Here is an 11872-nt window from a genome sequence, read left to right on the forward strand (position 1 = left end):
GAACGGTCAGGGGGTGGGCACGGAGGCGAAGATCTGGTCGATGATCTCCTCGCTGCGGATACCCTCGGCGTCGGCCTCGAACGTCAGCAGCACGCGGTGGCGCAGCACGAGGTGGCGCAGGGCGCGGATGTCCTCGGGGAGCACGTGCGAGCGGCCGCTGAGCAGCGCGAGCGCCCGCGAGGCCTGCAGGAACGCGATGCTCGCACGGGGGCTGGCACCGTACTTGATGAAGCGCGCGCGGTCCTCACCGATGTAGGGCGCGGGGTTCCGGGTGACATAGGCGATCGAGACGATGTAGTTGCGGATCGCGGGGTCGACGTAGATGCGGCTCGCCACGTCCTGCAGCAGGCGCACGTCGTCGAGGGAGACGGCACTGGTCACGTGCCGGTCGGGGTCGAGCACGCCGGAGTCGATGCGGCTGAGGATCTCGAACTCCTCGGCGGGGCTCGGGTACTCGACGATCTCCTTGAGCAGGAAACGGTCCATCTGGGCCTCGGGCAGTTCGTACGTGCCCTCCTGCTCGATCGGGTTCTGCGTCGCGATCACCAGGAACGGCTTGGGCAGGTGATGCACCTCGCCGCCGATCGTGGTCTGGTGCTCCTGCATCGCCTCGAGCATCGCGCTCTGCGTCTTGGCGCTCGACCGGTTGATCTCGTCGAGCAGCACGAAGTTCGCATGGACAGGGCCGAGCACGGTGCGGAAGGAACCGGTGGCGGCGTCGTAGATCTGGTTGCCCGTGATGTCGCTGGGCAGCAGGTCGGGCGTGCACTGGATGCGCTTGAACTGCGCCTTCACGGTGTCGGCGAGAGTGCTCGCGGCCGTGGTCTTCGCCAGACCGGGAACGCTCTCGAGCAGGATGTGGCCGCCGGCGATCAGGGAGACGAGGAGGCTCGTGCGCAGCCGCTCCTGTCCGACCATCTTCGCCGAGTACGACGCGGACACGATCGACAGCACCTCGGCTGCACGGGCCATCTCGGCCTCGGTCGGTGCACCGTTCGATGGAGCCGCCGGGACCGGGGCGCCGGCGATCGGGCGCGGGGCTGCCGCAGGGGCGGGCGGAGGCGGCGGGGCCTGCGAGGACTGCGGGTCCGACGCGTAGGGCTCGGTCATCTGATGGCTCCCTCGATCTTCCGGGGTGCACGTCACGTCCGACCCCCGGAAACAGCGTAACCGCATCAGCCTGGGGCCCCGCCCGGCGACCCTGCTAACGTCGAAGAGCAGCCGCGTTCCGGGCAGGTCGAGCATTCCGCTCCCGCCGGGACAGAACTGTTCCTCGCTCGGATGCGGCCGTGCCGATACATGACTGAAGAGTATGAGGACAATACGTGACGAGTAGAGAACGAGTAGCGATCATCGGCGCCGGCCCCTCGGGGATGGCGCAGCTGCGGGCCTTCGAATCCGCGGCCCGCGCGGGGGCGGAGATCCCCGATCTGGTCTGCTTCGAGAAGCAGGCCGACTGGGGCGGACAGTGGAACTTCACCTGGCGCACCGGACTGGACGAGTTCGGAGAGCCGGTGCATTCCAGCATGTACCGCAACCTGTGGTCGAACGGCCCGAAGGAGGCGCTCGAGTTCGCCGACTACAGCTTCGACGAGCACTTCGGCCGCCCCATCTCCTCCTACCCGCCGCGACCCGTGCTGTGGGACTACATCGCCGGGCGCCTGGAGAAGAGCGACGTGCGCCAACTGATCCGCTTCCAGACGGTGGTGCGGTGGATCGAGTTCGACGATGAGCGTCAGGTCTTCACCCTCACCAGCGAGGACCTCCCCACCGGTCAGTCGAAGGTGGAGGAGTTCGACCGGGTGATCATCTCCAGCGGGCACTTCTCGTTCCCGAACGTGCCGGACTTCCCCGGCATCGAGACCTTCCCGGGCTACATCAGCCACGCCCACGACTTCCGCGGCGCCGAGGCGTTCGAAGACAAGGACGTGCTGGTGATCGGCGCGAGCTACTCGGCGGAGGACATCGGCAGCCAGGCGTTCAAGATGGGTGCACGCTCGGTGACGGCGAGCTTCCGCTCGGCGCCGATGGGCTACGCCTGGCCCGAGGGGATCGAGGAGCGTCCGGTCGTCGAGCGCTTCGACGGGAGCACCGCGTATTTCGCGGATGGCACCTCGAAGCATGTCGACGCGGTCATCCTCTGCACCGGATACCTGCACAAGTACCCGTTCCTGCCGGACGATCTCGCCCTCTCTTCTCCGAACAACGTCTACCCCGACGGTCTGTACCGCGGCGTCGTCTGGCAGGGGAACCCGCGCCTGACGTACCTCGGGGCGCAGGACCAGTGGTTCACCTTCAACATGTTCGATGCGCAGGCCTGGTACGTGCGCGACCTCATCCTGGGGCGCCTCGCGCTGCCCGATGAGCAGGAGCGCGCGGCATCCATCACCGAATGGCGCACCCGCTTCGGGCAGATCGACTCGGCCGCTGCGGAGATCCGCTTCCAGGCCGACTACATCCGCGACCTGCTCGACCTCACCGACTATCCGGAGTTCGACATCGACCGGGTCGTCGAGATCTTCCTGGCGTGGAAGCGCGACAAGAAGGACGACATCATGGGCTACCGCGACCGCATCTACGAGTCGGTCATGACCGGGACGATCGCCATCGTGCACCACACGCCGTGGCTCGAGGAGCTCGACGACTCGCTCGAACGCTACCTGGATGTGGATCCGGATGCCGTCGAGCCGGCCCGGAGCATCGGCGACGTGCCGCGCGACGACGACCGTGAGGTTCTCGCCACCGCCTGATCATCGACGCGATGACTCCGCCTCTCCACCCGGCCGGTGTGAGGGGCGGAGTCGTCCGGACGGTGTCAGGGCGTGCGGGCTCCGCGGCGCCGGCCGACCCAGACCACGCCGGCCGCCACCCCGATCACCGCCACCGCGATGCCGAGTATGTAGCCCGAGACGCCGAGGTAACCCCCGGGAACGAGGCGCGGGTCGAGGAACGGATACGGGTACCACCACGGCTTGCCGGTCGCCGGCGCGATGATGAGATTCGCGCGCACCATCGTGTAGACCGCCCACACCAGCGGGAAGATGGCCGTGATGAAGATCGTGCTCCATCCGAGCGCCCGGCGACGCGGCGCGAAGAGCACGTCGGCCAGCAGGAACAGCGGGATGACGACGTGGAGCACCTCGTTCGACCACGGGACCGTGGCTCCCTGTGGCAGCTCGACGCCGCGCAGGAGGGTGTTGTAGACGATGCCGGTGACGATCATGTAGGTGCTGACGCAGACCAGCAGCACCGCGAGCCAGCGCGGCTCGGCATCCGTCGTGGCACGATGACGCAGCGCCCAGATCGCACCGATCGCGAGCACGATGGCGGAGAGGAGGTTCGCCTCGATCGTGAAGAAGCTCAGGAAGTTCGCGGTGACGGTGGGCAGGTGTCCGCCCCATTCGGTCGTCGCCTCGAGCGCGTTCTGTACCGAGCGCGTCAGCTGCGCGACGATCGCCGCCAGCGTGAGCAGGGACGCCGCGATGCGGGCGTAGGGCCACCAGGTTGTCATTTCGCCTCCGAGCGCCACTGTAGTGGTCGGGGTGTACGAGTGATCGAGCGCACGGGCACTCGCAGCTGCAGGAGAGCGCATCCAGCCGATCGAAGGCTTCGGCCGCTAACATCGGAGGCCGCACGCTCTGGGGGCGTCGGGGAAGGCGGGGGTCATGGTCGATTCGCAGCTGCAGGAGAGCCTCGGTCCGTTGGCCGCGGGCACGGTGCTCAGTGATCGGGTGTTCGAGACCGTCAGCGACGCCATCGTCTCCGGCAGGATTCCCGGCGGTCAGCAGGTCAGCGACAAGAGCATCGCAGAGGCGTTGGGAATCTCGCGCACGCCTGTCAGGGAGGCATTGCAGCGGCTCGCCTGGCTCGGGTTGGTCGAGGTCTCGCCGAATCGGTACACGCGCGTCACCGAGGTCACCGACGAGATGGTCTCCAGCACCCTGGAGTACACCGGAATGCAGGCGGGCATGGCGCTGCAGCTGGCGATGCGACGCATGGACGATGCGGCGCTGCAGGAGGCCGTCGCGATGTTGGATCGCATGATCGCCGCATCCGATGCCGACGATGCCGACGACCTCATGCTCGCCGCACGGATGTTCGTCGGCTTCCTCACTCGCGAGTCAGGAAACCGCCTCTTCGCCACGGTCATGCACGAGTCCAGCCTGTTGGTGGCGCGCAACCTGCGGCAGTCGAGCACGTTGATCGGCACGGCGACGTTCCGCGGTGAGTGCTACCGGCAGATGCGCGCGGCGATGCTGATCAGGGATGCGGATGCCGCAGAACTCTGGTTCCGCCGTCAACACGGGGTCGGGGCGGGCGCACTCTCCGTCTGACGTCGCCGGATGACGGATCCGGGAAAAGGTCTGGATCGTCATCCTGGTATATCGGTAGTCTCCTCCACGAGGGGCGTCGGGCTGCGGCGCAGTGATGGAGGGGCGCGAATGACGGACACCGCCGCGAACTCGAGTTCCGATACAGGCCGGAGCAGGCGCGTGCGCCCCGGACTCAGCATCCAATCGAAGCTCCTGATCATGCTGCTGGCGGTGAGCCTGGTGTCGTCGGTGATCGTCGGTGCCATCGGCTTCATGAACGGCCGCCAGTCGCTGCATGACGCGGCGGTGGACCAGCTGATCACGATCCGCTCGATGCGTGCGGCCGAGATCACCGACGCGATCGACGCCGTCAAGCGCGACGCCTCGCTGCACTCCCGCAACCTCAGCGCGCAGAACCTCTCGACCTCGGTGAACGCCGGGTTCGACGAGCTCCAGCAGCGCGAGGTCAGTTCCGAGGAGCGGGCGCAGCTCGAGGACTACTACACCGGGACGTTCATCCCCGAGCTGGAGGCGCGGTCGGGCGACCAGTACGGGGACAGCGCCTTCATCCCCGAGTCCGCGGCGGGGCAGTACCTGCAGACGCAGTTCACGACCGGTAACCAGGACTTCGACGCGGATTACGACGAGCTGCTCAACAACAACGACGCCGGCGACGGCAGCGCGTACTCGGCGGCGACCGAGCGCTACGGCGACTACTTCACGCGTCTCATCAACGAGGCCGGATACGAGGACGCCCTGCTGTTGAACCTCGACGGCGACATCGTCTTCTCCGCCTACAAGGGCATCGAGCTCGGCAGCAACCTCAACACCGGCCCCTACCGGGACACCGCGCTCGCGAAGGCCTACACCGAGGCGATCGCCACGAACTCCGTCAGCACAGTCGTGCTCACCGACTTCGAGCGCTGGATCCCCTCGCTCAACGTGCCGACGATGTGGGTCGTCTCGCCGGTCGGAAACGACAGCCGCATCACGGGCGCCATGGCGTTCCAGGTCTCGATCGACACCATCAACGACGTGATGACGGGCAGCGAGCAGTGGAAGCAGGAGGGGCTCGGCGACACCGGTGAGGTCTACCTCGTCGGACGAGACGACCTGATGCGCTCCACCTCCCGCGTGCTCGTCGAGCACCCCGATGACTACGAGCAGTCGGTCATCGACGACGGCACGCCTCCCAGCATCGCCGCGCGCATCGCCGAAGTCGGCGGAACGGTGCTGCTCCAGCCCGTGAACACGGATGCCGTGAACGCGGCGCAGGCCGGACGCAGCGGCACGTACGTCGGCACCGACTATGTCGGCGGCGAGAGCGTGGTGGCCTACGCGCCGCTCGAGATCGAGGGACTCGACTGGGTCGTGGTGGCTCGCATCGAGTCGGCTGAGGCGTTCGCCCCGGTCACCGACTTCACACGCACGGTGCTGCTGTCGCTGCTCGGCATTCTGCTGGGCGTCTCGCTGTTGTCGCTGCTGCTCGCCCAGGTGTTCACCCGACCGATCCACCGCCTCGTGGGAGCCGTGCACCGGGTGGCGGAGGGCGATCTCGACGTGCAGGTGCCGCAGAGCTCGCGCGACGAATTCGGCGACCTCGGCAGCGCCTTCAACGACATGGCCTCCAGTCTGCGGATCAAGCAGGAGCTCATCGAGGAGCAGCAGGCAGAGAACGAGAAGCTGCTGCACACCCTCATGCCCGAGAGCGTCGCCACCAAGTACAAGCAGGGCGACGAGACGATCAGCGAGGCGCATGAGAACGTATCCGTCGTCTTCGCCGAGCTCACCGGCTTCGACGACTACGCGCGCGGGCTCACGGGCGAGCAGGAGATCGGGCATCTCAACACCCTGATGCGCGGCTTCGACGAAGCGGCCGAGAAGGCCGGGGTCGAGAAGGTGCGCACCCTGCGCGGCGGCTACCTCGCCTCGTCGGGACTCGTCGTTCCGCGGGTCGACAACGTGCGCCGCAGCGTCGAGTTCGCCCGCAACCTGCTGGGAGTGATCGACCGCTTCAACGCGCAGAACGGCTCTTCGATCGGACTGCGGGCGGGCGTCGACACCGGCACCGTTACGAGCGGTCTGATCGGACGCACCAGCCTCGCCTACGACCTGTGGGGCGACGCCGTGAACCTCGCCTACCGGGTGCGCTCGGTCACCGGCGAGCCGGGCATCTACGTGAGCCAGACCGTCTACGACCGGGCGCGGGAGATCTTCACCTTCGTGGAGGCGGGGACCATCGAGGCGCACGGTGCGGCCGAGACCGTCTGGAAGGTGGCCTGACATGATCGACGCGGCGTTCCGGGACGGCTGGGCGTGGTGGGTCATCGCACTCGCCGTCGGCGTTCCGGTACTGCTCGTCGTGCTCACGGAGCTCATCAACGGGCTGCGTCGTCGTAACAACCCGATGGCCGGACCGCTGCGGCTCCTGCGCAACGGCGTGATCCCGGTGGGTGCCCTGTTCGCGCTGCTGTTCTTCGCGATCCAGTCCCCGGCGGAGCAGGTGTGGACCCGTGTGGTCGCCACCGTCTTCGGGTTCCTCCTCATCCTGCTGGTGCTGTCGGCGTTCAACGTGGCGCTCTTCGCGAATGCGGCGCCGGACTCGTGGCGCAAGCGCATCCCGTCGATCTTCGTCGAGATCGCCCGCCTCGTGCTCGTGGCGCTCGGCCTCGCGTTGCTCTTCTCCTGGGTCTGGGGTGCCGACGTCGGAGGGCTCTTCGCCGCTCTCGGTGTCGGATCGATCGTGATCGGTCTCGCGCTGCAGAACGCGGTCGGCGGCGTCATCTCGGGGCTGCTGCTGCTGTTCGAGCAGCCGTTCAAGATCGGCGACTGGCTCGACACCGGTGGGGTGAAGGGGCGCGTCGTCGAGGTCAACTGGCGTGCCGTGCACATCCAGACCGGCAACAGCATCCAGATCGTGCCGAACTCCACCCTCTCGGGCGCCTCCTTCACCAACATGAGCGCGCCGACCGGCACGTACTCGGCCACGACCACCGTGACGTTCACGACGGATGACCCCCCGCACGAGGTCATGGCGCTGCTGGCCGAGATCGCCGATGCGCTGCCGATGCGGCTGCAGGACGAACGCGCCGAGGTCGACTACATCGGCAAGGGCGCCTACGAGGTGACGATCCCCGTGAATGCTCCCGCCGAGGCGCAGCGCGCTCTCTCGCTGTACCTCTCCTGGCTCTGGTACGCGTCGCGTCGCCGCGGCTTCGCGCTCGACGGCGACTCCACCGATCCGGTCGCGGAGCCCGCACGCCTGGTCGAGGCGATCGAGCGCGTCGGGCCGACCCTGCACCTGCGCGAGGAGGACCGCGAGGAGGTGCTCGCCACTTCGCGCCTCGAGCGCTACGGCATCGGAGAGACCGTGCTGCGGTCGGGCATCGTGCCGGATCGGGTGATGATCATCGTCTCCGGACGTGCCACGCTCGCCCTCGAGGCGGACGGCGGACGGATCGACTTCGGTTCCGCGGAGCCCGGTGACCTGATCGGGCACACGGCGTTGACGCGTGAGCGCACGCAGGCGCTCACGGTGGCGTCCGACATCCTCACCGTGCTCTCGGTTCCGCTCGCCACGGTCGACGTGCTGATCCGCACGCGACCGCGCCTGGCGGCTGAGATCGGCGAAGCGCTGGAACTCAAGCGCAAGCTCGCCGACGACGCGCTCTCAGCGCTCGGCCTCTCGCGTGCCTCGGTCTCCGAGCGCCGGGCGACGGCCCGAAACCCGAGGAGTCTGCGGTAGGGCCGGTTCGTGTCGCAGGTCAGGTGCGGCGGCCCCAGCGCAGTCGCGTGACGAGCACCCCGAGCAGGCACAGCGCGCCACCGAGGAACATCAGCGGCGTCGGCACCTCGCCGAGGATCGCCCACGACATCAAGATGGCGACGGCCGGGACCACATAGGTCGTGGCGGAGGTCTGCCCCGCGGTGCTGCGCTGCAGCACGTAGGCCCAGGTCGTGAAGGCGATCGCCGTCGGGAAGATCCCGAGGTAGACGACCCAGAGCGTCGCATCCAGCGGCGCGGTCTGCAGGGCGCCGATGAGGCTCCCCGCCCACGGCAGCAGGGCCACGGTTCCGGCCAGTGCGCCGAACCACGTGAGGGTCGTGGCGTCGGTTCCGGCGCTCAGCAGATGCTTCTGCACGAGCGTGCATCCCGCGTACATCACCGCGGCGAGCAGAGCGAGCAGCAGGCCCGTGATGTCGGGGCCCGCGCTGGTGGACGAGTTCATGCCGATGAGCACCACGCCGAGGAAGGCGATCGGCGCCCCGATCACCAGGGGCTTCGGGAAGCCCTCCCGCAGGAACAGCCCGCTGAAGATCACGACCATGAGAGGCGCGAGGTTCACGACCATCGCAGCCGTGCCGGCATCGAGCGTGCGCTCCGCGGCGTTGAGCGCCAGGTTGTAGACGCAGAACCAGCCGACGCCCCAGACGACGATGAGCCACCAGTGCCTCTTCGCGGGAAGACGGATGCCGTGGCGCAGCGCGATGACCCCGAGGGCCACGCTGCCGACCGCCATGCGCAGCAGTGCCAGAGCACCGGGGTCGTAATGCGGGCCCGCCCCGCGGATGCCGATGAACGCCGAGGCCCACAGCACGACGGTCACCAGAGCCGCGATCAGGACGAGCGGGCCCTGGGAGCGCGCGGGGGCGCTGCCGAGGTCGTCGGCGCGGCGGGTTTCTGGCATCCATCGATGATGGCAGTGGCCTCCGACATCCGCGATACGCGGGACGGACAGCCGTCAGCGGATTTCCGCCCCTCCTGCGACGATGCCTCGCGCGCGCCACCTCCCCTCCGACGACTCATCGAGCACGGAACGAAGGAGATCTCGCGATATGAAGGAGCGGATGCGGCATCCGCTCCTTCATACCGTGAGAATTCCTTCGAGCCGCGCGGCATTGCCTCCGGGGCCACCACCGAACCCGCAGAAGTCGCCGCCGAAAGGCTCCCGAGCCCCCTTCGCTAGGATGGAGTCGCCCGAAGAGGGCCAGCTCATCGGCCGGTGCAAACCCGGCGAAAGCAGGGGGGACACCCATGCCAGGAATCGTAATCGTCGGCGTGCAATGGGGCGACGAAGGAAAAGGCAAGGCCACCGATCTGCTCGGTGAGCGCACCGACTGGGTGGTGAAGTTCAACGGCGGGAACAACGCCGGGCACACCGTGGTCGTCGGCGACGAGAAGTACGCGCTGCACCTGCTGCCCTCCGGCATCCTCTCTCCCGGTGTGACTCCGGTCATCGGCAACGGCGTGGTCGTCGACCTTGAGGTGCTGTTCTTCGAGCTCGAAGCGCTCGCCGCCCGTGGCATCGATGTCTCGCGTCTGAAGGTCAGCGCCAACGCGCACATCATCACGCAGTACCACCGCACGCTCGACAAGGTCACCGAGCGCTTCCTCGGCAAGCGCATGATCGGCACCACCGGCCGCGGCATCGGCCCCGCCTACGCCGACAAGATCAACCGCGTCGGCATCCGCGTGCAGGACATCTTCGACGAGAACATCCTGCGTCAGAAGGTCGAGGGCGCACTCGACCAGAAGAACCACCTGCTGGTGAAGATCTTCAACCGTCGCGCCATCACCGCCGACGAGATCGTGGAAGACCTGCTGTCGTACGCCGACCGGCTGCGGCCGATGGTCGCCGACACCGGCTACCTGATCGCGCAGGCGCTGGAGCGCGGCGAGGTCGTCGTGTTCGAGGGTGGCCAGGCGACGATGCTCGACATCGACCACGGCACCTACCCGTTCGTGACCTCGTCGTCGGCGACCGCCGGCGGCGCAGCGACCGGAGCCGGCGTCGGCCCCGGAGCGCTCGACCGCATCGTGGGCATCGTCAAGGCGTACACGACCCGCGTCGGCTCCGGCCCGTTCCCGACCGAGCTCTTCGACGAGCAGGGCGAGTGGCTGCGCAAGCAGGGCTTCGAGTTCGGCACCACGACCGGCCGTCCGCGCCGCGTCGGCTGGTACGACGCACCCATCACGCGCTACGCGACGCGCATCAACGGCATCACCGACCTCGTGCTCACCAAGCTCGACATCCTCACCGGTCTCGAGCAGATCCCGGTGTGCGTGGCCTACGACGTCGACGGCGAACGCTTCGACGAGGTGCCGGTGAACCAGACCGACTTCCACCACGCGAAGCCCATCCTGGAGTACTTCCCGGGCTGGAACGAGGACATCTCGGTCGCACGCACCTTCGACGACCTGCCGAAGAACGCGCAGGACTACGTGCTGGCGCTCGAGAAGATGAGCAACACGCGCATCTCGGTGATCGGCGTCGGCCCCGAGCGCGACCAGGTCATCGTGCGGCACGACCTGCTCGACTGACCCGCGGATCGGCGGGATCACTGACCGTACGGCGCTGCTGCCGACGGCGACGGAGGGGCCGGCGCTGCTGCCGGTGAGAGGGAGAGCATGACGCGGTTCTGGCTCGGCGGCTACGGCGCCGGTATGGAAGGTTCGGCAGACGGCATCGGACTGCTCGCCGGCGACTCCGGGCGAGAGGCCACCACTCTCGCCTACCGAGGCGCGGTGACGGACACGCCGTCGTCGCCCACGTGGCTCGCCCGGCATCCCTCGCTCGACGTCGTGTACGCCGCATTGGAAGACGCCGCCGTCGTGCAGGCGTTCGTCCGCACGGGGGAGTCGACGCTCGCGCCGCTCGGCGAGCCGGTCGAGGCCGGGGCCACGGTGTGCCACGTCGCAGTCGCGCCGAACGGCTCCGCACTGATCGCCAGCTGCTACGGCGACGGCCGGATCGTGCGCATCGGCCTCGACGCCGCTGGTCGCCCTGTGGCCGATCGCGACAACGACGCCGCCGCACTCCGGGCCGCGCTGCTCGGGGAGGAGCAGCCCGAGACGGTGCCGGCGGGTGTGGGTGCCGCGGCATCCGACCCGCACGCGGCCGGTGGGGACCGCGTCTCGCGGGCTCACGCTGCCGTCTTCCTGCCGGACGGCCGCATCGCCACCACCGACCTCGGCTTCGACATGGTGCGCTTCTGGCGTCTGACCGGCACCGGGCTCGCGCTCGATCACGAGGTCACGCTGCCTCTGGGCACGGGTCCGCGCCACATGGTCCTGCACCCGAGTGGACACCTGCACGTCGTGACCGAGTACTCGTGCGAGGTCTTCACGCTCGCCGCCGACCCCGACGGCACCTGGAGCGTCGTCTCGTCCGTGTTGTCGAGCCCGATCGCCCAGATCGGCACCGACTTCCCCGCCGAGCTCGCCCGCACGCGCGACGGGGCGTTCCTGTACACCGCACTGCGCGGCAGCAACACGATCGCGGCGCTGCGGGTGCGCGGCGGCGGAGAGTCGCTCGAGTCGATCGCGGTCGCCGACTCCGGGGTGAACTGGCCACGCCATCACCTCGTGTACGAGGGCAAGCTCCTCGTCGCCGGGCAGCTGTCCGACACGATCACGCTGCTCGACCTCGATGAGCGCACGGGCGCGCCGCTCGGCATCCGGCACGAGGCCGCCGCCCCGTCGCCGACCTGCTTCCTTCCGGTCGGCTGAGGCGTTCCGGGGGTCGGGTCCCCGCCGCTTGACCTCAACCTTTGTTGAG

The 11872-nt window shown here is 68.4% G+C and carries 9 protein-coding genes; 6 read left to right on the plus strand and 3 right to left on the minus strand.

Annotated elements, in window-relative coordinates:
• Positions 1 to 6 precede the first annotated feature (6 nt).
• Positions 7 to 972 carry an AAA family ATPase gene (locus FB560_RS17060; protein WP_141874600.1) on the minus strand — a complete coding sequence of 322 codons (966 nt, stop codon included), beginning with the start codon at positions 970 to 972 and terminating at the stop codon, positions 7 to 9.
• A 353-nt stretch (positions 973 to 1325) separates the two neighbouring features.
• Here FB560_RS17060 and FB560_RS17065 point away from each other — a divergent pair, with 353 nt between their 5' ends.
• Positions 1326 to 2750, plus strand: coding sequence for an NAD(P)-binding domain-containing protein (locus FB560_RS17065; RefSeq protein WP_267901921.1), 1425 nt, complete (start codon positions 1326 to 1328; stop codon positions 2748 to 2750).
• A 65-nt stretch (positions 2751 to 2815) separates the two neighbouring features.
• Here the strand turns inward: FB560_RS17065 and FB560_RS17070 are convergent, their stop codons facing one another.
• Complete coding sequence (locus FB560_RS17070; RefSeq protein ID WP_141873774.1) at positions 2816 to 3511, minus strand: Pr6Pr family membrane protein; 696 nt, start codon at positions 3509 to 3511, stop codon at positions 2816 to 2818.
• Positions 3512 to 3665: 154 nt separating this feature from the next.
• On the opposite strand from FB560_RS17070, the gene FB560_RS17075 reads away from it, so the two are divergent.
• From FB560_RS17075 to FB560_RS17085, 3 genes are all read left to right on the plus strand, one after another.
• Positions 3666 to 4334, plus strand: coding sequence for a GntR family transcriptional regulator (locus FB560_RS17075; protein WP_141873776.1), 669 nt, complete (start codon positions 3666 to 3668; stop codon positions 4332 to 4334).
• Between the two features lie 108 nt (positions 4335 to 4442).
• Positions 4443 to 6596: an adenylate/guanylate cyclase domain-containing protein gene (locus FB560_RS17080; protein ID WP_170198195.1), complete on the plus strand. Its 2154-nt coding sequence runs from the start codon at positions 4443 to 4445 to the stop codon at positions 6594 to 6596.
• A 1-nt stretch (position 6597) separates the two neighbouring features.
• Positions 6598 to 8058 (plus strand): mechanosensitive ion channel domain-containing protein, encoded by a 1461-nt coding sequence (locus tag FB560_RS17085; protein WP_141873780.1) that lies wholly within the window; start codon positions 6598 to 6600, stop codon positions 8056 to 8058.
• A 19-nt stretch (positions 8059 to 8077) separates the two neighbouring features.
• On the opposite strand, the gene FB560_RS17090 is transcribed toward FB560_RS17085, so the two are convergent.
• A complete protein-coding gene (locus FB560_RS17090; RefSeq protein WP_141873783.1) occupies positions 8078 to 9001 on the minus strand; it encodes a DMT family transporter in 924 nt (307 codons plus the stop codon).
• A gap of 347 nt (positions 9002 to 9348) precedes the next feature.
• On the opposite strand from FB560_RS17090, the gene FB560_RS17095 reads away from it, so the two are divergent.
• Both FB560_RS17095 and FB560_RS17100 read left to right on the plus strand, forming a co-directional pair.
• A complete protein-coding gene (locus FB560_RS17095; RefSeq protein WP_141873800.1) occupies positions 9349 to 10635 on the plus strand; it encodes an adenylosuccinate synthase in 1287 nt (428 codons plus the stop codon).
• Positions 10636 to 10722: 87 nt separating this feature from the next.
• On the plus strand, positions 10723 to 11823 hold the full coding sequence (locus tag FB560_RS17100) for a lactonase family protein (protein ID WP_141873802.1): 1101 nt from the start codon (positions 10723 to 10725) through the stop codon (positions 11821 to 11823).
• Positions 11824 to 11872: the final 49 nt, after the last annotated feature.

It is taken from the genome of Microbacterium saperdae, assembly GCF_006716345.1.
GTDB lineage: Bacteria > Actinomycetota > Actinomycetes > Actinomycetales > Microbacteriaceae > Microbacterium > Microbacterium saperdae.

Bases quoted from the DNA above. Each gene is read 5' to 3' on its own strand.
- FB560_RS17085 (WP_141873780.1), top strand. From the start codon at position 6,598: ATGATCGACGCGGCGTTCCGGGACGGCTGGGCGTGGTGGGTCATCGCA.
- FB560_RS17090 (WP_141873783.1), bottom strand. From the start codon at position 9,001: ATGCCAGAAACCCGCCGCGCCGACGACCTCGGCAGCGCCCCCGCGCGC.
- FB560_RS17100 (WP_141873802.1), top strand. From the start codon at position 10,723: ATGACGCGGTTCTGGCTCGGCGGCTACGGCGCCGGTATGGAAGGTTCG.
- FB560_RS17095 (WP_141873800.1), top strand. From the start codon at position 9,349: ATGCCAGGAATCGTAATCGTCGGCGTGCAATGGGGCGACGAAGGAAAA.
- FB560_RS17070 (WP_141873774.1), bottom strand. From the start codon at position 3,511: ATGACAACCTGGTGGCCCTACGCCCGCATCGCGGCGTCCCTGCTCACG.
- FB560_RS17075 (WP_141873776.1), top strand. From the start codon at position 3,666: ATGGTCGATTCGCAGCTGCAGGAGAGCCTCGGTCCGTTGGCCGCGGGC.
- FB560_RS17060 (WP_141874600.1), bottom strand. From the start codon at position 972: ATGGCCCGTGCAGCCGAGGTGCTGTCGATCGTGTCCGCGTCGTACTCG.
- FB560_RS17080 (WP_170198195.1), top strand. From the start codon at position 4,443: ATGACGGACACCGCCGCGAACTCGAGTTCCGATACAGGCCGGAGCAGG.